21 protein-coding genes are annotated in these 21,680 nt (G+C 61.7%); 14 read left to right on the top strand and 7 right to left on the bottom strand.

Annotated features, from left to right (window positions below; genetic code table 11):
• Nucleotides 1–56 precede the first annotated feature (56 nt).
• The 5 genes from AB5Y93_RS05050 to ilvN all read left to right on the top strand — a co-directional run bounded on the left by AB5Y93_RS05050 (nucleotide 57) and on the right by ilvN (nucleotide 4,457).
• Nucleotides 57–560, top strand: a complete 504-nt coding sequence (locus AB5Y93_RS05050) for a phosphatase PAP2 family protein (protein ID WP_368228899.1) — start codon at nucleotides 57–59, stop codon at nucleotides 558–560.
• Entirely contained in the window at nucleotides 557–1,666 is a 1,110-nt protein-coding gene (locus AB5Y93_RS05055) for an MJ1255/VC2487 family glycosyltransferase (protein WP_029313827.1), read from the top strand. The genes AB5Y93_RS05050 and AB5Y93_RS05055 overlap by 4 nt, the downstream gene beginning before the upstream one ends.
• Nucleotides 1,667–1,701: 35 nt before the next feature.
• On the top strand, nucleotides 1,702–1,854 hold the full coding sequence (locus AB5Y93_RS05060; protein WP_010673158.1) for a hypothetical protein: 153 nt from the start codon (nucleotides 1,702–1,704) through the stop codon (nucleotides 1,852–1,854).
• A 390-nt stretch (nucleotides 1,855–2,244) separates the two neighbouring features.
• The gene (locus AB5Y93_RS05065) at nucleotides 2,245–3,963 is read left to right on the top strand and encodes an acetolactate synthase 3 large subunit (RefSeq protein ID WP_368228900.1); all 1,719 of its coding nucleotides are present in this window, start codon (nucleotides 2,245–2,247) and stop codon (nucleotides 3,961–3,963) included.
• Complete coding sequence (ilvN, locus tag AB5Y93_RS05070) at nucleotides 3,963–4,457, top strand: acetolactate synthase small subunit (RefSeq protein WP_010673160.1); 495 nt, start codon at nucleotides 3,963–3,965, stop codon at nucleotides 4,455–4,457. Before AB5Y93_RS05065 ends, ilvN begins: the two co-directional genes overlap by 1 nt.
• Nucleotides 4,458–4,935: 478 nt before the next feature.
• On the opposite strand, the gene pta is transcribed toward ilvN, so the two are convergent.
• Together pta and AB5Y93_RS05080 are read right to left on the bottom strand one after the other, a co-directional pair.
• Complete coding sequence (gene pta, locus AB5Y93_RS05075; RefSeq protein ID WP_041211116.1) at nucleotides 4,936–7,089, bottom strand: phosphate acetyltransferase; 2,154 nt, start codon at nucleotides 7,087–7,089, stop codon at nucleotides 4,936–4,938.
• Between the two features lie 70 nt (nucleotides 7,090–7,159).
• Nucleotides 7,160–8,362: an acetate kinase gene (locus AB5Y93_RS05080; RefSeq protein ID WP_010673162.1), complete on the bottom strand. Its 1,203-nt coding sequence runs from the start codon at nucleotides 8,360–8,362 to the stop codon at nucleotides 7,160–7,162.
• A gap of 301 nt (nucleotides 8,363–8,663) precedes the next feature.
• Between AB5Y93_RS05080 and yfbV the strand changes: the two genes are divergently transcribed.
• Complete coding sequence (yfbV, locus tag AB5Y93_RS05085; RefSeq protein WP_029313829.1) at nucleotides 8,664–9,104, top strand: terminus macrodomain insulation protein YfbV; 441 nt, start codon at nucleotides 8,664–8,666, stop codon at nucleotides 9,102–9,104.
• A 53-nt stretch (nucleotides 9,105–9,157) separates the two neighbouring features.
• On the opposite strand, the gene AB5Y93_RS05090 is transcribed toward yfbV, so the two are convergent.
• The 3 genes from AB5Y93_RS05090 to AB5Y93_RS05100 form a co-directional block, all read right to left on the bottom strand.
• On the bottom strand, nucleotides 9,158–9,658 hold the full coding sequence (locus tag AB5Y93_RS05090) for a YfbU family protein (RefSeq protein ID WP_039040945.1): 501 nt from the start codon (nucleotides 9,656–9,658) through the stop codon (nucleotides 9,158–9,160).
• 193 nt (nucleotides 9,659–9,851) lie between these two features.
• Complete coding sequence (gene bcp, locus AB5Y93_RS05095) at nucleotides 9,852–10,316, bottom strand: thioredoxin-dependent thiol peroxidase (RefSeq protein ID WP_010673165.1); 465 nt, start codon at nucleotides 10,314–10,316, stop codon at nucleotides 9,852–9,854.
• A gap of 23 nt (nucleotides 10,317–10,339) precedes the next feature.
• On the bottom strand, nucleotides 10,340–10,873 hold the full coding sequence (locus AB5Y93_RS05100) for a glycine cleavage system protein R (protein WP_010673166.1): 534 nt from the start codon (nucleotides 10,871–10,873) through the stop codon (nucleotides 10,340–10,342).
• A 188-nt stretch (nucleotides 10,874–11,061) separates the two neighbouring features.
• Here AB5Y93_RS05100 and dapA point away from each other — a divergent pair, with 188 nt between their 5' ends.
• The 3 genes from dapA (at nucleotide 11,062) to AB5Y93_RS05115 (ending at nucleotide 14,333) form a co-directional block, all read left to right on the top strand.
• A complete protein-coding gene (gene dapA / locus AB5Y93_RS05105; protein WP_042881197.1) occupies nucleotides 11,062–11,949 on the top strand; it encodes a 4-hydroxy-tetrahydrodipicolinate synthase in 888 nt (295 codons plus the stop codon).
• Entirely contained in the window at nucleotides 11,942–13,060 is a 1,119-nt protein-coding gene (bamC, locus tag AB5Y93_RS05110; RefSeq protein ID WP_029313833.1) for an outer membrane protein assembly factor BamC, read from the top strand. Before dapA ends, bamC begins: the two co-directional genes overlap by 8 nt.
• Before the next feature lie 169 nt (nucleotides 13,061–13,229).
• Nucleotides 13,230–14,333 (top strand): phosphoribosylaminoimidazolesuccinocarboxamide synthase, encoded by a 1,104-nt coding sequence (locus AB5Y93_RS05115; protein ID WP_039040947.1) that lies wholly within the window; start codon nucleotides 13,230–13,232, stop codon nucleotides 14,331–14,333.
• Between the two features lie 123 nt (nucleotides 14,334–14,456).
• Here the strand turns inward: AB5Y93_RS05115 and AB5Y93_RS05120 are convergent, their stop codons facing one another.
• A complete protein-coding gene (locus tag AB5Y93_RS05120; protein ID WP_368228901.1) occupies nucleotides 14,457–15,059 on the bottom strand; it encodes a short chain dehydrogenase in 603 nt (200 codons plus the stop codon).
• A 97-nt stretch (nucleotides 15,060–15,156) separates the two neighbouring features.
• On the opposite strand from AB5Y93_RS05120, the gene AB5Y93_RS05125 reads away from it, so the two are divergent.
• The 4 genes from AB5Y93_RS05125 (at nucleotide 15,157) to AB5Y93_RS05140 (ending at nucleotide 18,088) form a co-directional block, all read left to right on the top strand.
• A complete protein-coding gene (locus tag AB5Y93_RS05125; protein ID WP_042016837.1) occupies nucleotides 15,157–16,059 on the top strand; it encodes a LysR family transcriptional regulator in 903 nt (300 codons plus the stop codon).
• A 74-nt stretch (nucleotides 16,060–16,133) separates the two neighbouring features.
• Nucleotides 16,134–16,757, top strand: coding sequence for a DUF2057 domain-containing protein (locus AB5Y93_RS05130; protein WP_368228902.1), 624 nt, complete (start codon nucleotides 16,134–16,136; stop codon nucleotides 16,755–16,757).
• Nucleotides 16,758–16,830: 73 nt separating this feature from the next.
• A complete protein-coding gene (locus AB5Y93_RS05135; protein WP_201888585.1) occupies nucleotides 16,831–17,277 on the top strand; it encodes an HIT domain-containing protein in 447 nt (148 codons plus the stop codon).
• A gap of 118 nt (nucleotides 17,278–17,395) precedes the next feature.
• Nucleotides 17,396–18,088, top strand: a complete 693-nt coding sequence (locus tag AB5Y93_RS05140; protein ID WP_029313837.1) for a DUF3334 family protein — start codon at nucleotides 17,396–17,398, stop codon at nucleotides 18,086–18,088.
• Between the two features lie 61 nt (nucleotides 18,089–18,149).
• Here the strand turns inward: AB5Y93_RS05140 and AB5Y93_RS05145 are convergent, their stop codons facing one another.
• Nucleotides 18,150–19,148, bottom strand: a complete 999-nt coding sequence (locus AB5Y93_RS05145) for a DUF2860 family protein (RefSeq protein ID WP_368228903.1) — start codon at nucleotides 19,146–19,148, stop codon at nucleotides 18,150–18,152.
• 202 nt (nucleotides 19,149–19,350) lie between these two features.
• Here AB5Y93_RS05145 and arcB point away from each other — a divergent pair, with 202 nt between their 5' ends.
• Nucleotides 19,351–21,663, top strand: coding sequence for an aerobic respiration two-component sensor histidine kinase ArcB (arcB, locus tag AB5Y93_RS05150; RefSeq protein WP_069784566.1), 2,313 nt, complete (start codon nucleotides 19,351–19,353; stop codon nucleotides 21,661–21,663).
• The last annotated feature ends 17 nt before the right edge of the window (nucleotides 21,664–21,680 follow it).

Below are 21,680 nucleotides of genomic sequence, written 5' to 3' on the forward strand. Positions count from 1 at the left end.
AACGAAGTGTCATGCCGCCCTCCTAGTCTGCACTCAGGATGCAAGGGAGGGCCGTGATGAACAAGATCCAGCAATGGGACCTGCGGGTGTGCCGTGCCTGCCTGCTCCACCCCTACAATCAGCCGCAGGCCAGGATAAGCCGGCTTGTCTCCCGTACCGGTGACGGCCCCCTCTATGCCGTGGCGGCCTGCCTGCTCTGGTGGCAGGGGAGCGCCGGGCAGGAGGCGGTCAGGGTGGCGCTCTGGGCGTTTGCCCTCGAGTTGCCGCTCTACCTGCTGCTCAAGAATGCCCTCAAACGCCAGCGCCCGGCAGGGCTGCCTGTCTTCATCACCCCGTCGGATCGTTACAGCCTGCCCTCGGGCCATACCGCGGCCGCCTTTCTGATGGCGACCGTACTGGCCGCCAGTTTCTCGCTCTGGGCACCGCTGCTGTTTGTCTGGGCCGCGCTGGTGGGGGCGTCCCGCCTGCTGCTCGGGGTGCATTATCTGAGCGATCTGGTGGCCGGGGCGCTGCTTGGTGGTGGTTGCGCCCTCTGGGCGCTGGGTTGGAGCCAGGGATGAGGATACTGTTCGGCGTTCAGGGGACCGGCAACGGTCATATCAGTCGCAGCCGGACCCTGGCGCGCGCATTGAAGAGCAGGGGCGTGGCGGTGGACTATCTGTTCAGCGGGCGCGCCGCCGACGGCTACTTCGAGATGGGGGAGTTCGGGGATTATCGCACCTTCCCCGGTATCACTTTCGCCAGCCATCAGGGGCGCATCTCGGGCTGGCGCACCCTCAAGGGACTCTCTCCCCTGCGTTTCTGGCAAGATCTGCGTGCCCTCGATTGTCGCGAGTACGATCTGGTCATCAGCGACTTCGAGCCGCTCAGTGCCCATGCAGCTCGCCGCTGGGGCAAACCCAGCCTCACCATCAGCCATCAGGCGAGCTTCGACTGGCCGATCCCGCGCTGGGGGGAGAGCGGCTTCAACCGCCAGCTGATGCGCCATTTTGCGCCGGTACGCCAGTCCCTGGGGCTGCACTGGTTCCATTTCGGCCAGCCCCTGCTGCCTCCCATCGTCGATCCCCTCGAGCCGGTGCCGGACAACCAGCAGATTCTGGTCTATCTGCCATTCGAGCAGACAGAGACGATCGCGGCCCTGTTGTCGCGTTTCAGCACGCAGTCGTTCATCTGCTTCCATCCCGAGGTGCGCAAGCGCAGCGAGTGGCGCAACATCCGCTTTGAACCTCAGGCCAGAGAGGGGTTCAAGCTGGCGCTGGCCGGTTGTCGCGGGGTCATCAGCAATGCGGGATTCGAGCTTGCCTCCGAGGCGCTCTCCCTTGGCAAGAAGCTGCTGGTCAAACCCCTTGGTGGCCAGTTTGAGCAGTTGACCAACGGCAGGACCCTGGAGCTGATGGGGCTGGCCCAGTTGATGGACAGCCTGGATGCCAATGCGGTGCGAAGCTGGCTGGAGGCCCCTTCTCCTGGCAGGGTACGCTATCCCGATGTGGCAGGAGAGCTGGCCGACTGGTTGCTGGCCGGGGCAGGGGAGGAGGTGGGGGCGCTCTCCCGCCGCCTCTGGGGCAGGACTCTCTTTCCGGAGGAGGTGTGTGACAGCCTGGGGGAGCTTGCCAGCCGTACCGGCCAGGAGCGTCCCTGGTTATCCCAACTCAGCGCCTTTGACTAAACTGAGTCGATCCCACCACGGAGAGGACGGACACCATGCGCTTTACCAATGAAAACGGCGACACCATGACTCTGGCAGACAATCTCACCCTGCATGAGCTGCTCGACATGGGTGTCAGCATTTCGGTCTGCGAAGAGACGGATCCGGATCAGCAGATCTGGCTGGCAGAACCCGAAGACGAGCAGTGAAACCAGCCAGTTTTTGACGGCCCACCCCCTCGGGGTGGGCCGTTTATTTTGTTCCTGACCGACGCGGGCAGCATGATCCGCTGGTTGTTCCCCCCAGGGCCCCTCTTTGTTGCCCGTCTGGTGGCCAAGTCACTGAATGTTAATAGCTGTTTGAAATTTATGACTGTTATGGCCAGACAAAGCCGTGGACAAGCGTTCACGGGCGGGTTAAGTTGGTTTTTCACCCGCTTTTCGGGTGAATGATGGAAAACCCCTATTTTTCTACTATCGACGGCTCCGAACTCGCCTGATCTGCCTGCAGACAACAACAAGACTCGGATCGGCGCTGCCGGGAAGCAGCGGACTGTCGATAGCTTTCGCTTAACGGAGCAAAGCCTGGAGGGCTTTATCATGGAGATGTTATCAGGCGCCCAGATGGTGGTTAGAGCGCTGGAAGATCAGGGAGTGGAACACGTTTTCGGCTACCCTGGTGGCTCAGTGCTCGACATCTATGACGCTCTCTTCGAAAACGGCAAGATGGAGCATGTCCTGGTGCGGCACGAGCAGGCCGCAGTGCACATGGCGGACGGTTACGCCCGCTCCACCGGCAAGGTGGGCACTGTGCTGGTGACCTCGGGTCCCGGCGCCACCAACTGCATCACGGGGATCGCCACCGCCTACATGGATTCCATTCCCCTGGTGATCCTGTCCGGCCAGGTGCCGACCAGCATGATCGGGGAGGATGCGTTCCAGGAGACCGACATGATCGGCATCTCCCGCCCGGTGGTGAAGCACAGCTTCCTGTGCAAGAAAGCCAGCGACATTCCCGAGGCCATCAAGAAGGCCTATTACATTGCCGCCAGTGGCCGCCCGGGGCCCGTGGTGGTGGATCTGCCCAAAGACGTGCAGAATCCGAAAGAGAAGTTCCCCTATCAGTATCCCGAGTCCGTTTCCCTGCGCTCCTACAACCCGACCAAGGCCGGACACAAGGGCCAGATCAAGCGGGCTGCCAAGCTGCTGACCGAGGCGAGCCGCCCGGTCATGTACGTGGGTGGCGGCGCCATCAACGCCAATGCGGAGCACCTGGTGACCAAGTTGGCGGAGCTGCTGAACCTGCCGGTGACCACCACGCTCATGGGGCTGGGCGCCTTCTCCGGCACCCATCCGCAGTTCATCGGCATGCTCGGCATGCACGGCACCTTCGAAGCGAACAAGAGCATGCACAACGCGGATCTCATCTTCGCTGTAGGTGCCCGCTTCGATGATCGCGTGACCAACAACGTAGCCAAGTTCTGCCCCAACGCTACCATAGTCCACATCGACATCGACCCCACCTCCATCTCGAAGACGGTACAGGCCCATGTGCCCATCGTCGGCTCGGTGGAAACCGTGCTGGAACAGATGCTGGAAGTGATCCGCGAGTGCGGCTTTGACAACGACAAGCAGGCGCTGGCGGACTGGTGGGAGCAGATCAACCAGTGGCGCTCCCGCAACTGCCTGGCCTACGAAACCCATCCCACCCTGATCAAGCCGCAGCAGGTCATCGAGACTCTCTACAAGGTGACCAAGGGGGAGGCGTTCGTCGCCTCCGACGTGGGCCAGCATCAGATGTTTGCCGCCCTCTACTACCCGTTTGCCAAACCACGTCAGTGGATCAACTCAGGTGGTCTCGGCACCATGGGGTTCGGCATTCCTGCCGCCATGGGCGCCCAGTTTGCCAACCCGGATGCGGTGGTCTGCTGCGTCACCGGCGACGGCTCGGTGCAGATGAACATTCAGGAGCTCTCCACCTGCATGCAGTACGGGGTGCCCATCAAGATCATCTCCATCAACAACCGTGCGCTGGGCATGGTCAAGCAGTGGCAGAAGATGTTCTACGGTGGCCGTCACAGCCACTCCTACATGGAATCCCTGCCTGACTTCGTCAAGCTGGCGGAAGCCTATGGCCACGTCGGCATTGCGGTGAGCGATCCGGCGGAGCTGGAGAGCGCCATGGAGAAGGCCTTTGCCATGAAGGACAGACTGGTGTTCATGGACATCTCGGTCGATCCGGACGAGCACGTCTATCCGATGCAGATCAAATTTGGTGCCATGGACGAGATGTGGCTGAGCAAGACGGAGAGAACCTGATGAGACATATAATTTCCGTTCTGCTGGAGAACGAATCCGGTGCCCTGAGCCGTGTGGTAGGTCTCTTCTCCCAGCGCGGCTACAACATCGAGACCCTGACGGTGGCCCCCACCGAGGATCCCACTCTGTCCCGCATGACCATCGTCACCATGGGGGATGAGCGGGTGCTGGAGCAGATCCAGAAGCAGCTGCACAAGCTGGTGGACGTGCTCAAGGTGTGTGACCTGAGCGAGGGTGAGCACATCGAGCGGGAGATCGCGCTGGTCAAGGCGCGCGCCGCCGGTGGTGCACGTGACGAACTGAAGCGGCTGGCGGACATCTTCCGTGGCCAGATCGTCGACGTCACCCCCGAGCTCTACACGGTGCAGCTCGTCGGGACCAGCGAAAAGCTGGACGCCTTCATCAAGACGGCTGCCCAGACCAACGAGATCATCGAAGTGGTGCGCTCCGGTGTCTGTGGCATCTCCCGGGCGGACAAATCCCTGCGTCCCTGATGTGGCCGGATGTGAAAATAGCTGTTCAAGGGCTCTTCGGAGCCCTTTTTCGTGTCTGGCAGCGTTGCGGGCAAGTGGGGGGGCCGGTAGGGATGCAGGCCACAGCATCAGGAGGTTATCGAGGGGGTGAAAGAGAAGGGGGAAGGGAGGGTCTTCACCTGTCATTTTCTTTCAAATGATCGGTAAACTATCCACAAAAGCTGTGGAAAACTCTGTAGATTAGCGGTGTGTCTGGCGTTAGTCGCATGATCTTAAAGGGATATTTCAATTTGATCCTGGCTGGATCGCATTTGTGCAATCCTCTGGCGAGGGTGTGAGCGTTTGCTTATCCCTCGTGCCTTGCCAAGGGCGGAACGCGGATCTGTCTGTAGATCCGGACGGGATCCCGACCTGATCTTGCGGATCAACATTTCTGGGCGCGAGCCATAAAAAAACCCGCCTCTCGGCGGGTTTTTCATTGTATCGGACTGCGGGTCGATTACTCGGCCTGTGCTGCCTGGATGCCGGTCAGGGCGATGGTGTAGACGATGTCGTCCACCAGGGCGCCACGGGAGAGGTCGTTGACCGGCTTGCGCATGCCTTGCAGCATGGGGCCGATGGAGACCAGCTCGGCGGAGCGCTGTACCGCCTTGTAGGTGGTGTTGCCGGTGTTCAGATCCGGGAACACGAACACGGTGGCCTTGCCGGCAACCGGGGAGTTCGGTGCCTTGGACTTGGCGACGTTCTCCATGATGGCCGCATCGTACTGCAGCGGGCCGTCGATGATGAGGTCGGGACGCTTGGCCTTGGCCAGCTCGGTCGCTTCACGCACTTTCTCCACGTCCGCGCCGGCGCCGGAGGTGCCGGTGGAGTAGGAGATCATGGCCACGCGCGGCTCGATGCCGAAGGCGGCAGCGGAGTCGGCGGACTGGATGGCGATCTCGGCCAGTTGCTCGGCGGTGGGATCCGGGTTGATGGCGCAGTCACCGTAGACCAGTACCTGGTCCGGCAGCAGCATGAAGAAGATGGAGGAGATCAGGGAAGAGCCCGGAGCGGTCTTGATGATCTGCATCGGCGGACGGATGGTGTTGGCAGTAGTGTGCACTGCACCGGATACCAGACCGTCAACTTCATTGCGCTCCAGCATCATGGTACCCAGTACCACGTTGTCTTCCAGCTGCTCGCGGGCAACCACTTCGGTCATACCCTTGTTCTTGCGCAGCTCGACCAGACGGGCCACATAACGCTCGCGTACGGCAACGGGATCGATGATTTCGACGCGGTCGGTCAGGATCACGCCCTGCTGTTCAGCGACGCGGCGGATCTCGTCCGGGTTGCCCAGCAGGACCGGGCGGGCGATGCCACGCTCGGCACAAATGGCGGCCGCCTTGATGGTGCGCGGCTCTTCCCCTTCCGGCAGCACGACGCGCTTGTTGGCCTGACGGGCCAGCTCGGTCAGCTGATAGCGGAAGGCCGGCGGGCTCAGGCGACGGGAGCGGGTGGACTTGGCGGAGAGAGACTCGATCCAGTGCTTGTCGATGTGACCAGCAACGTAGTCCTGCACCAGCTCGATACGCTCGCGGTCATCTTCCGGGATGTCGACGTTGAAGTTCTGCAGGCTGACGGCGGTCTGCCAGGTGTTGGTGCCGGTGATCATGATCGGCAGGCCGGTGGCCATGGCCTGTTGGCACAGTGCCATCACCTGGGGTTCCGGATGGTAGTTGCCGGTCAGCAGCAAGGCACCCAGCTTGACGCCGTTCATGGCGGACAGGCAGGCGGAGACGATGACGTCGGAGCGGTCGCCGGAGGTCACCAGCAGGCTGCCCGGACGGAAGTGCTCGATCATGTTGTGGATTGAGCGGGCGCAGAAGGTCACGGTCTGCAGGCGGCGGCTTTCCAGCTCACCCTTGTTGATAATCTTGGCGGCTAGGTGCTTGGCGAGATCCTTGGCGCGCGGGGCGATCAGCTGGGTGTTCCAGGGGATGCAGCCGAGGATGCGCAGCGGACTCTTGCCGAAGACCTGCAGCACTTCCAGGTTGTGGCCGGTGTCGGCGCCGTGGTGGTGCGCTTCGAACATCTCGGTCAGGTCGGGACGGGTCACGCCGTGCTCGTCAACCGGAGCACCTACCTTGTTGATGACGCAGCCCACGATGCGCGGGTTGTTGACGCCACCGAAGTTGGAGCAGGCCAGCTCGATGCGCTCTTTGAGCTTCTGGCTGGAGTCGTTGCCCGGATGGGTCACGAACACCATGTCGGCGTCCAGCGCCTTGGCGACGTCGTAGTTCAGCTTGTTGGCAAAGGGTTGCTTGTCGGTCGGAACCAGGCCCTCGATCACCACCACTTCGGCACCGCTGGTCTTCACGTGCTCTTCGAAGCGGGCCACGATCTCTTCCAGCAGGATGTCGGTGTTGCTGGAGGTGATCATGTTCTCGGCGTAGGAGAGGGCGAACGGCTCGGGCGGATTGATGTTGGCAGCGGCGCGGATCACGGCGGTGGAGCGCTCGGTACCGGTTTCACCCGGACGCGGCTGGGCGACCGGTTTGAAGAAGCTGACATTGACACCGTGACGTTCCATGGCGCGAACGACGCCAAGACTCACGGAGGTTACGCCGACACCAGTGCCGACCGGAATGAGCATAATAGTGCGTGCCACTTATTACCCCTTGTTCATTTTTTGGGATCAGGAAAAGGCCGCCCTGGGGCGGCCTTGCTCTACAGCTAATTTATGCGCCGACCAGTTCCAGCGCGTCGTGGGCGATGACCCACTCTTCGTTGGTCGGGATAACCAGGGCCTTGGTGGAACCAGCCTTGGTGATCTCGCCGCCCTTGCCGAAGCGAGCCTTCAGGTTGGCGTCGTGGTCGACGTCAAAGCCCAGCAGGCCCAGCTTGTTCAGGGTGATCTCACGGATCGGGGCGGAGTTCTCGCCGATGCCACCGGTGAAGACCACGGCATCCAGACGACCGTCCATGGCGGCGGCGTAGGCACCGATGTACTTGGCCAGACGGTAGCAGTACACGTCCATGGCGCGCTTGGCTTCTTCCTTGCTGTCGTAGTTGTCTTCAACGAAACGGCAGTCGGAGGTGACTTCGGTCAGACCCTGCAGGCCGGATTCCTTGGTCAGCATGGTGTTGATCTCGGCGACGCTCATGCCCAGCTTGTCGTGCAGGAAGAAGATGATGGCCGGATCGATGTCACCGGAACGGGTACCCATCACCAGGCCTTCCAGCGGGGTCAGGCCCATGGAGGTGTCGACGGACTGGCCGTTCTTGATGGCACAGACGGAGCCGCCGTTGCCCAGGTGGCAGTTGATGATGTTGAGCTCTTCCACCGGCTTGTTCAGTTGCTTGGCCGCTTCCAGGCTGATGTAGTAGTGGCTGGTGCCGTGGGCGCCGTAGCGACGGATGCCGTTCTCTTTGTAGAGCTTGTACGGCAGGGCGTACAGGAAGGCTTCTTCCGGCATGGTCTGGTGGAAGGCGGTGTCGAACACGGCGACGTTCTTCTCGGCCAGTTCCGGGAAGACCTTCAGGGCGGCACGGATACCGATCAGGTGAGCCGGGTTGTGCAGCGGTGCGTAAGGAATGGCGGCTTCGATGCCGGCAATGACGTCATCACAGATGCGAACGGAGGAGGTGAAACGCTCGCCGCCGTGTACCACGCGGTGGCCGATGGCGATCAGGTTCTTGGACAGTTCCGGGTTGAGCGGCAGGATCTTGTGAACGATGAAGTCCAGCGCTTCCTGGTGAGCGGCACCGGCACCCAGATCAGCGTTGCCTTTCTCGCCGTTCAGCTTCCACTTGATGCGGGCGTCGTCGAGGTTGAAGCATTCGGCCAGGCCGGACAGCAGGTCATCACCGGTGGTTGCGTCAATGACAGCAAACTTCAGGGACGAGCTGCCACAGTTAAGAACAAGAACCAGCTTACTCATGAATAAATCCTATCGCAGATTGGGTTGGGTTGGAGGATGCGCCGGACGCGGTGCGTCCAAAAACTATCAACTTATCCTTATGAGGGTTGGCAATCTGTTGCTTGCCCCTTGTATAGTGATACAAGACCCGAAATTCAGACGTCCCTGACTGGTCAGTGGCCGTGCCCCAGCGTAAAAATGGGCGTACAAAGGATAACCTGATTGTTGAAAAATAACAAAGTCATCCTCAACCTTTGTTATTGCCTCTCAAATATTGTCGAGGTTTTGCCGTTAATGCGTTCGAAAAGAGCTCGGAGGTAGCATGAGCATGAACATTTTTGGAACTAAATTACAGCAAGGCCGTCATTATATGACTCTTTGGCCGCGCCGTCCCGAGCTTAATTCCATGTTCCCGGAGAATCGGGTGATCAAGGCCACCGAATTCGCCCTCAAGGTGATCCCGGCACTGGCGGTGCTCAGCGTCATGGTGCAGTTCCAGTTTGGCGAGCTTCATTACTGGCCCTCCGTGATGGCGTCCGTGCTCTTCCTGCTCAGCCTGCCGCTGCAAGGGTACTACTGGCTCGGCCAGCGTGCCGATACCCGGCTGCCACCCTCCCTCGCCACCTGGTATCGGGAGATAAACGGCAAGATGAACGAGCAAGGGGGCCAGCGTCAGCTGGTGGCCCGTCCCCGCTACGAAGAGCTGGCCGATACCCTCAACGCCGCCTTCAAGCAGCTGGACAAATCCTTCCTCTACGAATGACTTTCCGGAGTCAGACTGACGACAAAGGCGCCCTCAGGCGCCTTTTTTCACATTCAGGCGGCCAGCACCTTGCTGATCTCCTGGATGGAGAGCTTGTACTGACGGGGGCACTGACGCCAGACCGCCAGCATGCGCTGGTACTTGTCCCGCATGGCGATGTCGCTGGAGAGCTCATCGCAGGGGCAGGGCAGTTCGGGGAAGCGCTTGTCCACTTCCAGCAGGAAGCAGACGTAATCCGCCAGTTCCCGCTCCTGGCTGCGGCTGTAGCCGTTGAAGGCAAGGCGGCTCTCGTTGACATCGGCCCGGGCGCTGGCATCCAGGTTGCCCCAGGAGATGGCCAGTGCATGGTGCAGCTCCAGGGTGTCCAGCACCTCCTGGCAGGTGGCGAGATCCAGATGGCCGAAGCTCTTCTCCAGCTCGAGGATCTGCAGGCAGTAGCCGCGCTCGACGATGGTGCTGGCACGCTGGTAAAACGCCGCCTTTTCCGGATTGAGTTTGGCCAGGATCTCGTACTGGTTGCTCAGGATCAGGCGTTCGGTGTGGCTCATGTTCATGGGCTGTCTCGCTGGAAAATGAATCTGGGGTCACGTTAACCCATATCCAGGATGAATTTTTTGATCTGAGAGGGGAGGTTGGCGAGAAAGGGGGAGGAGGCGCCCTGGTGAGCCGCCAGAGAGTGGGGGCTGATGCCGTGATGAAACGAGCAGGGCCCGCCATGGCGAGCCCTGCAACAATGCCGCTGGTGGCTTACCCCTTGACGAGGTCGAGCACCACCTGATGGTGATCGCTGGTCTTGAACTTGTCGAAGCGATGGGCAACCTTGCCCTCTTCATCGATGAGGAAACTCAGGCGATGGATGCCGTCATACTCCTTACCCATGAACTTCTTCGGGCCCCAGACGCCAAAGGCATCGGCCACCGCGTGATCCTCATCGGCCAGCAGGCGGAAGTTGAGGTTGTCGCGCTCCTCGAACTTTTTCAGGCGCTTGGCGCTGTCCGGGCTGATGCCGAGCACCACCACATTGAGGGCAGCCAGCTCGCTATTGACGTCGCGCAGACCGCAGGCCTGGGTGGTGCAACCCGGGGTCATCGCCTTGGGGTAGAAATAGATCAGCACCTTCTTGCCGCGCAGGTCGGCGAGGCGAACCTGATTGCCGTCCTGATCGGAGAGGGAGAAATCGGGGGCCTGGGTACCAGCTTCTAGTGGTGACATGGGGTCTCCTCGGATAAACGCCGTCAGGCGTACTTGTGATTGACGATGAATTCGAACGACTCGGCACCCAGTCCACGACAGAAATCGGCGAAGGCTGTCTTCGAGCCAGGCTCTTCTCCCTGCTTGGAGAGATTCAACTGAAAGTTCGCCTTGAGCAGGTTGAAGGGCTGCTGTTCCAGGGTGATGGTCTGCATGGCCTGGATGTCCCAGCCGTGATCGCTGAAGAACTGGGTGCACTGACTTACGATGCCCGGCTGATCCCGGATCAGCACCTCTGCGCTGGCGCTGATGTCATATTGCAGGGAGTGGTGGCGCTCGGTGCGTTTCATCATGGTGATGAGATCCCACTCCTGGCTGCGCAGTGGGAGGCTGATTTCCAGTTGCATCAGGCTGTTCCAGTCACCGGACAGCAGCATGATGAAGGTGAATTCGTTGCCGAAGATGCCAAGACGGCTGTCGACAATGTTGCAACCGCAGCCACTGACGTGACGGGTCACCTCATTGACGATGCCAGGCCTGTCCGTGCCGATGGCCGTTACGACCAGGTAGTGAGTCATAAATCGTCTCTCGTCCATTATTGAGAATGCGTTGACCGCGGGTGCCGGCACCCTGCCGGGAGGCCTCTTGTGCGCTCGTGCATTCATACGTTTTGTGCCGGATGGTAACACGGCTTGTCCCGTGCCTCCCTTGTTTTTCAAAAGGGGCAGCTTTACCATTACGCCCCTGAAAATCGGGAGAATTATCCATGTTACGCGGTAGTATTGTTGCGCTCGTTACCCCCATGCTGCCCTCGGGCGACATCGATTGGGTCAGTCTGGCAGCGCTGGTGGAATATCATGTGGATGCCGGGACCAGCGCCATCGTCGCCGTGGGAACCACGGGAGAGTCGGTCACCCTGAGCGAGCAGGAACATATCGCCGTGGTTGAGAAGACGGTGGAATACGCCGCCGGACGCATTCCCGTCATCGCGGGCTGCGGCTCCAACAATACTGCTCATGCCATCGCCCTCTCCCGGCGTTTCGCCACCATGGGCGTGGTGGCGGGTCTCTCGGTTACCCCCTATTACAACAAACCCACCCAGGAAGGCCTCTATCGTCACTATTGTGCGATCGCCGAGGCTAGTGGTCTGCCTCAAATTCTCTATAATGTGCCCGGTCGCACCTGCTGTGACCTCAAACCCGAGACGGTGGCCCGTCTGGCCAAGGTGCCCGGCATCATAGGTTTGAAAGAAGCGACTGGCGATCTTGGCCGTACCCCGCTGCTGCGCGAACTGTGCGGGCCGGATTTTGCGCTTTATAGTGGCGATGACGCCAGCGGATGTGATTTTATGCTGCAAGGGGGCGATGGTGTCATTTCGGTCACCACCAATATTGCGGCGCCCCAGATGGCCGACATGTGTCGTGCTGCCCTGGCCGGTGATGCCGGGCAGGCTCATGACATCAACAATCGATTGATGCCGTTGCATCAGACTCTGTTCTGTGAACCGAGTCCCATCCCGGTGAAATGGGCCTGTGCCCGGCTGGGATTGATGGCGACGGCGACCTTGCGTCTGCCCCTGACCGATCTCACCCCCGAGGGGGAAGCGGCGATGACGCGAGCACTGACGACTGCGGAGTTGATGGCGAGTGTTTAAAGCAAATGGAAAGGGAAATGCAGTGCGCCTGGTACTGAGTGTCGCGACGGTGGCCGTGCTGGCTGCCTGCAGCTCACCCCAGGAACGCAAAATGGCCAACCGTGGCTTCGAGTATGAAGAGAGCCGCCTCGAAGGCCGCGCCTTCCTTGTGCCCGCCGGGTTGAGTACCCCCGCCTTTAACAGCAATTTCGACATTCCGGCCCTGCCCGAGAGCAGCCGTGAGGGCGCCCTCGGGGCCAAGGTGGACGTGCGTCCGCCCGCCCAGTTGCTCACCGTGGTGCCCGGCAGCCAGGTGGTGGCCAATGCCAGCGAGCCAACCGTCGCCTTCTATGCCCTCAGCACCTCCCAGAGCGTGGAGCGCGATACCTGGGCCTTCCTGATGAACTTCCTGGCCGAACACAAGGTCACCACCGAGAAGCTGGATCAACAGGACGGCGTCTTGCAGACCGGCTGGTTTGACAACTCAGCGGTGCTCGATGGCTGGGCGGAAGATGACGATGACTTCAAGATCCGTCAGCGTTACCAGTTCACCCTGCGCAACGATGTGCAGCGTCACGCCATCAAGATGTCGGTACGGGTGCTGGATCACGAAGAGACCATCGACGGCGAGACCAGCACTGTGCTGACGCCGGCGGATGCCCAGCGTTATGCTACCCGCGCCCTGAACCAGTTCTCCCTCTATTACGACAAGCAGCTCAAGGCCCGTGAACAGCACAAGTCCAGCGATGGCATGGGGCTGGAGCTGGGTCTGGACAACAACGAGCTGAGCGCCTGGATTGCCGAAGGGTCGTTTGACCAGGTGTGGCGCCGCCTCAATCAGGTGCTGCCTGCCTATGGTTTCACCATCAAGGACACCCAGCAGTCCCTGGGCTGGATCGACGTGGAGTACGACGAGCCGGACAGCGAGTTCTGGAAGGCCAAGGGAGCGGAGCCCTTCAAGCTCGAGGAAGACAAGTATCGCTTCCAGCTCGGCGAGATGACGGGCGGCAAGACCTCCATCACCCTGTTCGACAAGGACAAGAAGCCTGTCGCATCCGGTGTCATCTCCCAGATGTACATCAGCCTGTCCGAGGCCTTTGCCAAGGGCTTGGCCGATCAGGGGGCGAAGTAAGCATGGAAACAGGGGCCTCGCGCCCCTGTTTTGTTATGTCCGGGTTGCCGCAGGGCCAGCGTGCCGAGCCGGTTGCCCCGGGCCTGAGTACCTGATGATGTGAATCCCCCACAGACAGGGGTCTGGTGCCCCTGCCTAACTAGTCCCACAACAGGAAGTGTTATTAGCCATGAGTCTTGCAGATCAAGTATTGGCGGTGAACGACGATTTGCCGATCCGTACCGATAAACCTGTCCATTCCGGCAAAGTGCGCAGCGTCTACTGGTTGACCCCGGCAGACAGTGCCCGGCTCATTCGGGAGAAAGGCTATGATGTGCCGGCCGATACGCCCCTGGCCCTCATGGTGATCAGTGATCGCATCTCGGCTTTCGACTGCATCTGGCAAGGGGTGGACGGTCTGAACGGCGTGCCGGGCAAGGGCGCGGCGCTCAATGCCATCTCCAGCCACTGGTTCAAGCTGTTCAAGGAGCAGGGGCTGGCGGACAGCCACATCCTGGACATCCCGCACCCCTTCGTCTGGATCGTGCAAAAAGCCCGTCCCGTGATGATCGAGGCCATTGCCCGCCAGTACATCACCGGCTCCATGTGGCGTGCCTACAAGGATGGTGAGCGGGAATTCTGCGGTATCACCCTGCCGGAAGGGCTCAAGAAGGATCAGAAGCTGCCCGAGATCCTCATCACCCCGTCCACCAAGGGGATCCTCAAGGGGCTGGATGGCGTGCCGGAAGCGGACGACGTCAACGTCTCCCGCGGCGACATCGAGCGCCACCATCAGGCCTTCGGCTTCCGCTCCCCGGCGGACATCGACCGCTACGAGGCGCTGCTCAAAGAGGGCTTCAACGTCATCAGCGAGGCACTGGCTGCCCTGGATCAGGTCTTCGTCGACACCAAGTTCGAGTTCGGTTACGTGACCGATGCCGCCGGTCGCGAGAAGCTCATCTACATGGATGAAGTGGGCACCCCCGACAGCTCCCGCATCTGGGACGGCGCAGCCCTTCGCGGCGGCGAGATCATCGAGAAGTCCAAAGAGGGCTTCCGCCAGTGGCTGCTGAACCACTTCCCGGATCCGGACATCCTGCTCAACAAGAACCGCATGCCCGAGCGCTTCGCCCTGGCCCGGGATAACAAGCTGCCCACCGAGGTGATGATGGATATCTCCCGCACCTATGTGGGGATCGCCGAGAAGATCATCGGTCAGCCGCTGGTACGCAGTGCCAATCCGAAGCAGGAGATCATCGAGGTACTGCGGGAGCAATACGGCCTGATCGACTGAGGCCGACCGCTTTTTTTGCCGCAGGTGCACAAACGTTTGCCGGTGGCAGGCGAGGCGCTTGCAACGCAGATGACAAAACGGGCCCCATGACGGGGCCCGTTTTCATTGGGTTGTCCGGAGCGCTCAGCCATTGACCCGGAAGATCTGACCGGTCTGTACCCCCAGTACCGATTTCTTGTAGGCCTGGGCCACCCGGGCGGCGGGTACCGGCACGAAGCCCGGGAAGAAGTCGGCATACTTGCCCATGGACTCTTCCAGCACGGTGGGGCTCACCACGTTGATGCGAATGCCCCTTGGCAGTTCGCAGGCGGCCCCTTTCACGAAGTGCTCGATGGCACCGTTGATGGTGGTGGCGCTCACCCCCCAGTGGATGGGCTCCTCGCTCAGAATGCCGCTGATGAGGGTGATGGAGCCACGGTCGCTCAGGTGGGCAATGGCGGCCCGGGTCAGGTTGATCTGGCCCATCAGCTTGCTCTGAAGCCCCACCTGCCACTGCTCGTCCGTCATCTCGGTCAGGGCATTGAAGGCGACGCTGCCGCTGGCGACCACCAGGGCATCGAAGGATCCGACCTGCTCGAAGAGCGCCCTGATGGAGGCGGGGTCGCGCATGTCCACTCTGGCATCCCCCTTGCTGTGACCGACCCGGATCACCTGGTGATCCTGGGCAAGCAGTTCGCTGACGGCGGCGCCAATGGTGCCGGAGGCACCCACAATCACAATCTTCATATCTATCGCTCCTGGTTGAGATGAGTTGATGATAGCGGGATAAAAAGGGAGAAAAAGCGCTTATGATGAACCCATTGTTTCCATATTGGTGCTAATGATGGATATCACTCACCTGGCCAGTTTCTATGAAGTGGTGCAGCGGGGCAGTTTCTCCGCCGCTGCCGATGCCCTGGGGGTGAGCAAGGGGATGCTGAGTCGCCATGTCAGCGCCCTGGAGTCCGCCCTCAATGCCCAGCTGCTCCAGCGCACGACCCGCAGACTCAGCCTGACCGAGGCGGGGCGGGTGCTTCACCAGCAGGCCGGTGAGATCTTCGCCCTGGCCCGGGAGGCGGAGGAGGGGATCCGCGCCCTGACCGAGGAGGACAGCGGCCGCCTGCGCTTCACCTGCCCGGTCAGCACGGGGGACCGCATGGTGAGCGAGCTGCTCGCCCGTTTTGCCGAGCTCTGCCCCGGCGTCCAGGTCGAGCTCAACTTCACCAATGCCATGATCGACATGAGCCAGGGGGAGAATGACATCGCTCTGCGGGCCATGGAGCTGATCCCCGACAACCTGGTGGCCCTGCCGCTCGGTAGGCTCAAGGATGTGGTGGTGGCAAGCCCCGCCCTGCTGGCGCGGGAGGGGATCCCCGCCACTCCCTATGAGCTGGGGGGGCGCTCCTGCCTGCTGCAGGGCCACAACCCGGACTGGGAGCAGTGGCACTTTCGCCAGGGGGAGGAGGAGGCGCACATCCTGGTGCAGGGGCGAGTGCGGGCCAACCACTACAGCACCCTGCTGCAACTGGCCCGGGCGGGCATGGGCTTTGCCAAGTGTCCACTGATGCTGGTGGAGGCCAGTCTGGCCCGAGGGGAGCTGGTGGCCGTGCTGACGGAGTGGCAGACCGGCCTGCACCCGATCCATGTACTGCACGCCCAGCAGCGCCGGGTGCCGCGCAAGATCCGGCTGTTCAAGCAGGTGCTGGCCCAGTGGTTTGCCGAGCGGCCCCATTATCTGCTGGGGTGAGCCTGCATCCCGTTATTTTTCTGTCATCTGGGGCTGCTACCCTGCGCCCTTCATCGCGAAAGGAGAGTCAGGGAATGAAGCGTCATCAGGGTTGGGCAGGGGTTGCGCTGCTGTGCTGCGGCGGTGTGCAGGCCGAGGTCAGGGTCGAGGTGCCCCGGGATTTCCAGATCCTGGCGGTGAGCACCGGCAAGGTGCAGGACGAGCAGCACGCCGTGCTGGCCGACGGGGAGCAGCAACTGCTGGTGCGCTACGAGGGGGTGATCCCGAGTCGCAACAGCAGCGACAACGATCGCCAGGTTCGCTCCGAGCCCCAGGTGCTTCGCTATGAGGCCCGCGGGCAGTCGGTGCGCCTGCAGGCTCCCGTGCCTGCGGACGAGGCCGGGATGGAACGCTACGCCAGGGCCCCTGTCCTGGGCCTGGTGGCGGGGGGACAGCCCCTCGAGCTGCGCCAGGATACGCTGATGGTGCAGGGGATGCAGATCGGCATGGACTGGCATGCCAGGCTGATGGAGTACAACCGTGGCGAGGGGCCTGCCGTGCTCGCTGGTGCGGCGGATGTGGCTGCGGCCGCCGTGGCGACGCCCCGGGCCTCCTCCGTGCCGACCAGCGCCCTGGAAGGGCAGTTGCAACAGCTTTTCCTGCAGGCGGACCCCGCGCTTCGCAAGCGCTTCATCGGTTGGGCCGTGCCGCGCCTTTAAGTTTGCTCCCCGTTGCAGTAACGTGGGCACATCTTTGATTCCCGATGTGCCCATGTTGATCAGCGAGGCCCCCATGTTTGAATTGCACCCCCGCCTTCAGGCGGATACCCGGATACTCGGGGATCTGCCCCTGTGCCGCGTCCTGCTGGCCAAAGACAGCCAGTATCCCTGGCTGATTCTGGTGCCCCGGGTCGCCAACCTGCGGGAGATCCATCATCTGGCCCCCGAGCAGCAACAGCAGTTGATGCAGGAGTCCTGCGCCGTCGCCACCCTGATGGAGCGGGCACTCGGCCCGGACAAGATCAACGTGGCGGCCCTCGGCAATCTGGTGCCTCAGCTGCACCTGCACCACGTGGCCCGCTTCAGCTCGGATGCGGCCTGGCCCGGTCCCATCTGGGGTGCCTGTCCCGCCATTACCTATGAGGAGCAGGCCTTGCAAGGGGCGGCTGCCAGTTGGCAAACCCGTCTGGCTACCCTGGATGGATTTCAGCCATTTCTGACTGATAATCCAGTCAAGTGAGAGGTGGCTCGCGCTTTGGGCACCGGGATCACGCAATCTGTTAGCGTATCGCGCCGGTGCATGGTGACATGGGCGACACGAGTGACAGCCCCATTATTTCGATCAGCAGGAAGGTTCCATGATAGTGACAAGATCCGAGGATGATGCCGTATTGACCACAGAGGACGTACTGCTGAGCCTGTGCAATTCGGTGACGAGCGTATTGAGTGCGGCGACCCAGACCCAGGTGCGCTTCTCCGGCATGGTGCAGCGGATCAGCAAGACCTGCCTCAAGCCTGACATCGGCTGTTTCGTGCTGTTTGACGGCGGCTTCTCCGGGCTGGTGGTGATCAACTTCTCCGCCGCCGCGGCCATGGAGCTCTACCAGAGCTACATGCTGAGTATGGGGCTCTCCAAGGAGGATCTTGCCATCTCCCACACCTCGGACGAGGTGAGCAACGTCATGGGCGAGCTGATGAACCAGATCGTCGGCAGCTTCACCACCAAGGTGGGGCGCGAGCTGCAGACCCACATCACCCAGAACCAGCCCAAGATGCTGGCGCTCAACAAGCAGGTGATGCTGAGCGTCGACACCAACCTCGACAATCCCGAGACCCGCCGGGTGACCTTCTTCACCGCCAGCAACAACATCTTCTATCTGGAGCTGGCCATGGACAAGACGGAGTTTATCCGGATCCATGATGGCGGCGTGCAGGAGGAGGTGGATCCCGACGAGCTGATCGCCCAGGCCAAGCAGTCAGCCAAACCGGCACCGGCGGCCGCGCCGGCGAGCAACGAGCACGACGATCTGCTGGATTCCCTCGGCATCTGATGGTCGAGGGTTGTGCAAATGAAGAGGCCACCCCGGGGGTGGCCTCCTTGCTTGGGGCGGGTCAGAAGTTGTAAAGCAGCCCGGTACTGAAGCGAAGCGCCTCGGCATCGTAGAAGTCGATGTCGGAGTCGGCGCTGGAGTAGGCCGCGGTGAAGGTGGCGGCAAGGGGTTTGATGCCGAACAGGTTGTGCCAGAAGAAGGTGCCATTGAGGGCGAACTCGCTGGCATCGGCGCGCTGGCCGAACAGGGGATTCGCCTCGTCATACTTGCGCTTGCCGGCGTAGAGGTTGCTCACGATGGACCACTGGGAGGCGCGCTTGGCATAGGTCAGCTGCAGACCGGTATTCTTGAAGCTCTCCGCACTCCCGTCCAGGCGGGCCTCCTTGTAGAGGAAGGCGGGCTCCAGCAGCTGGTCGCCGCCGAAGTGGTACTGGTAGGAGACAGCCAGGTCGTGGACCTTGCCGTTGCGGCTCAGCATGGAGGCGTAGTGGGTGCCGTGGGTCAGGTCATATTGCTGGCCGCTGCGCTCCTCGTCGAGCTCCACTTCCCGGCTGGTCAGGGTGGCGTAGACGTTGCTGCCCCAGATCTTGTCCCAGGCAAAGCGCACCCCTTTCGAGGTGAGATCGGTGGCGCTGCGGTCCACGCCGGTGGCGAAGGGATCGCTCCACACTTCCACCGGCATGAGGTTGAACACCAGGGAGGTGGCGACGATACCCTTGTCACCCATCTCCTGGCGCAGACCGAGTTGCTGGGTAAAGTCGAAGCGCACCGCGTCCTGGATGAGGTTGCCGAGGAAGACCTGGGTGCGGGTATCGGCGAAGGTGTAGCGGATATCGGCATTGAGCAGCGGGCTCAGACCGCTTTCGCGGCCGGGGGAGCCCAGATCATCGATACGGCTGTTGCTGTCGTCACCGGCATAGAAGTTGGACTTGTGGCTGCCGGCATTGACTCCGCCCAGCAGAAAACCGGACCAGCCGGTCTGGCGGGGGATCTCCCCCAGATCGGCGTGGGCGGTGGTGGCGACCAGCAGGCCAAGGCTCAACAGAACATGATTTCGCATCGGGTATGCTCCTGACATAACGAATGAGAAGGGGGACAGTGCGCCCCGGTATTCCGGTGGAACCGGTGCTGACTGAGGCATGGCTGGCATGCTACCCCAGCCGGAGTGTGACGTTAATCAATAATTGAATACGCGACGGACAAGAGTTCATGGCGCCGTACTGGTATCCTGTTTGCGCAAGAAAAGGGGAGAAAACAACGAGATGAAGCAGATCAAATCCTGGGCGCAATATTACGTCGACCTGATGACCAAGCTGGGACTGGTGCGCTTCAGCATGTTCCTGGCCACCGCCATCATAGTGCTGGCCGTGTCGATCCAGATGGGGGTGACCCTGTTTTTGCGCGGCACCGTGGACATCGTCGACCTGGTGCGCTCTGTCTTCTTCGGCCTGCTGGTGACCCCCTGGGCCGTCTATTTTCTCTCCATCGTGGTGGACCAGCTGGAGGACTCCCGCCAACGGCTGACCCGGATGGTGCGCAAGTTGCAAGACATGCGCGAGCGGGATCTCGAGCTCAACAGCCAGTTGCAGGAGAACATCAGCCGCCTCAACGCCCAGATCGCCGAGACCAACCGGGCCGAGACCCTGCGCCAGCAAGCCATCGAGGATCTCGAGAACGAAGTGTTCCAGCGGGAGAAGGCCCAGCTGCATCTGGGGGAGCGTACCGCCCTCTTGCGCTCCTTCATCGACTGCTCCCCCGATCTGGTCTATTACCGCAACGAGGACGAGCAGTTCTCCGGTTGCAACCGCGCCATGGAGGAGCTCACCGGCAAGGTGGAAGCGGAACTCATCGGCCTGACCCCGTTCGATGTCTACAAGCACGACATCGCCAGCAAGGTGGTGGAGACCGACAAGCAGGTCTTCGCCCAGAACGAGCCGCTCACCTATGAGCAGTGGCTGGAGTATCCCGATGGCCGCAAGGCCTACTTCGAGCTGCGCAAGGTGCCCTTCTTCGACCGCTTCGGTAAGCGACTCGGCTTGCTCGGCTTTGGTCGCGACATCACCGAGCGCAAGCAGTACCAGGACAAGCTGGAGAAGGCGAGTCGGGACAAGACCACCTTCATTTCCACCATCAGCCACGAGCTGCGCACCCCGCTCAATGGCATCGTCGGCCTGAGCCGGATGCTGATGGATACGCCCCTCGATGCCAGACAGCAGCAGCAGCTCAAGACCATCCACCTGAGCGCGGTGACGCTCGGCAACATCTTCAACGACATCATCGATCTGGACAAGCTCGACCGTCGCCGGCTGGAGATTGCGCCGGCTCCGCTGGATTTGCCCGCCTTCCTCGACGAGCTGGAGACGCTGTCGCGCATCCAGGCGGAGCAGAAGGGGCTCTACCTGCACTTCGACCGGGACGGCGACATGCCCCAGTTCGTGATGGCGGACGGCACCCGGCTGCGCCAGGTGCTGTGGAACCTGGTGGGCAATGCGGTCAAGTTCACCGATGAAGGGGGCGTCACCATACGCTGTCTCGCCCACGCCGCTGATGAACCGGGCAAGCTGGCGCTGCACTTCGAGGTGGAAGACACCGGGGTGGGCATTCCCCGTGCCCAGCAGGAGAAGATCTTCGCCATGTACTATCAGGTGCAGGGCAAGAAGCACGCCACCGGTACCGGCATCGGTCTTGCGGTCTCCCGCCAGCTGGTGCAGGCCATGGGCGGTCAACTCTATGTGGACAGCGACCCGGGCGAAGGCGCCTGCTTCACCGCCGAGCTGGAGGTGGACTGCGTCGAGCCCAGGGCCGCGGCCCCGGAGCCCGAGATGCCCTCCCTCGACATCCTGCTGGTGGAGGATGTGGAGCTCAACGTGACCGTGGCCTGCGCCCTGCTGAACAAGCTCGGCCATCAGGTCAAGGTGGCGCGGGATGGTGCAGAAGCGCTGGCCATGGCCAACCCGGATGATTTCGACTTGATCCTGCTCGACATCCAGCTGCCGGACATGACGGGGTTCGATGTGGCGGAGCAACTGCTCGCGCGCTACGGCGACAGCCTGCCCCCCATGGTGGCGCTCACCGCCAACGCCACCGGCGATCGCCAGTACTACCGGGATCACGGCATGCAGGATGTGATCAACAAGCCGCTGGGCTCCAAGGCGGTGCGGGAGGTGATAGGCCATCTGTTTGCGGATCTCGCCGGGGACGAGGCGGACGAGCAGGACGATGTCCACCATCAGGATGCCCTGCTGGATCTGCCCTTCCTCACCGATTACGCCAGCACGGTCGGCAAGCCGGTGCTGCTCTCCAGCGTCGAGCTGTTCGAGAAGATGATGCCGGACTACATGGCGGTGCTCGACTCCAACATGATTGCCAGGGATCAGGCCGGTGTGGTGGAGGAGGCCCACAAGATCAAGGGGGCGGCGGGCTCCATCGGCCTGCGCCGGTTGCAGCAGACGGCCCAGCTTATCCAGAGCCCGGATCACCCCGCCTGGTGGGAGAACGTGGAAGACTGGATTGAAACCCTGCGCCGGGAATACCCGGGTGACATCGCCCGCCTGCGGCGCTGGCTGCTCTCGTAGACACGACGCCTCAGGCA

The organism is Aeromonas sp. R10-1, assembly GCF_040908465.1.
In the GTDB taxonomy this organism is placed as follows: Bacteria; Pseudomonadota; Gammaproteobacteria; order Enterobacterales; family Aeromonadaceae; genus Aeromonas; species Aeromonas caviae.

Excerpts from the sequence above, each read along its gene's own strand:
- AB5Y93_RS05050 (WP_368228899.1), top strand. The coding sequence starts at position 57 with ATGAACAAGATCCAGCAATGGGACCTGCGGGTGTGCCGTGCCTGCCTG.
- AB5Y93_RS05055 (WP_029313827.1), top strand. The coding sequence starts at position 557 with ATGAGGATACTGTTCGGCGTTCAGGGGACCGGCAACGGTCATATCAGT.
- AB5Y93_RS05060 (WP_010673158.1), top strand. The coding sequence starts at position 1,702 with ATGCGCTTTACCAATGAAAACGGCGACACCATGACTCTGGCAGACAAT.
- AB5Y93_RS05065 (WP_368228900.1), top strand. The coding sequence starts at position 2,245 with ATGGAGATGTTATCAGGCGCCCAGATGGTGGTTAGAGCGCTGGAAGAT.
- ilvN (WP_010673160.1), top strand. The coding sequence starts at position 3,963 with ATGAGACATATAATTTCCGTTCTGCTGGAGAACGAATCCGGTGCCCTG.
- AB5Y93_RS05080 (WP_010673162.1), bottom strand. The coding sequence starts at position 8,362 with ATGAGTAAGCTGGTTCTTGTTCTTAACTGTGGCAGCTCGTCCCTGAAG.
- yfbV (WP_029313829.1), top strand. The coding sequence starts at position 8,664 with ATGAGCATGAACATTTTTGGAACTAAATTACAGCAAGGCCGTCATTAT.
- AB5Y93_RS05090 (WP_039040945.1), bottom strand. The coding sequence starts at position 9,658 with ATGAACATGAGCCACACCGAACGCCTGATCCTGAGCAACCAGTACGAG.
- bcp (WP_010673165.1), bottom strand. The coding sequence starts at position 10,316 with ATGTCACCACTAGAAGCTGGTACCCAGGCCCCCGATTTCTCCCTCTCC.
- AB5Y93_RS05100 (WP_010673166.1), bottom strand. The coding sequence starts at position 10,873 with ATGACTCACTACCTGGTCGTAACGGCCATCGGCACGGACAGGCCTGGC.
- dapA (WP_042881197.1), top strand. The coding sequence starts at position 11,062 with ATGTTACGCGGTAGTATTGTTGCGCTCGTTACCCCCATGCTGCCCTCG.
- AB5Y93_RS05115 (WP_039040947.1), top strand. The coding sequence starts at position 13,230 with ATGAGTCTTGCAGATCAAGTATTGGCGGTGAACGACGATTTGCCGATC.
- AB5Y93_RS05120 (WP_368228901.1), bottom strand. The coding sequence starts at position 15,059 with ATGAAGATTGTGATTGTGGGTGCCTCCGGCACCATTGGCGCCGCCGTC.
- AB5Y93_RS05125 (WP_042016837.1), top strand. The coding sequence starts at position 15,157 with ATGGATATCACTCACCTGGCCAGTTTCTATGAAGTGGTGCAGCGGGGC.
- AB5Y93_RS05130 (WP_368228902.1), top strand. The coding sequence starts at position 16,134 with ATGAAGCGTCATCAGGGTTGGGCAGGGGTTGCGCTGCTGTGCTGCGGC.
- AB5Y93_RS05135 (WP_201888585.1), top strand. The coding sequence starts at position 16,831 with ATGTTTGAATTGCACCCCCGCCTTCAGGCGGATACCCGGATACTCGGG.
- AB5Y93_RS05140 (WP_029313837.1), top strand. The coding sequence starts at position 17,396 with ATGATAGTGACAAGATCCGAGGATGATGCCGTATTGACCACAGAGGAC.
- AB5Y93_RS05145 (WP_368228903.1), bottom strand. The coding sequence starts at position 19,148 with ATGCGAAATCATGTTCTGTTGAGCCTTGGCCTGCTGGTCGCCACCACC.
- arcB (WP_069784566.1), top strand. The coding sequence starts at position 19,351 with ATGAAGCAGATCAAATCCTGGGCGCAATATTACGTCGACCTGATGACC.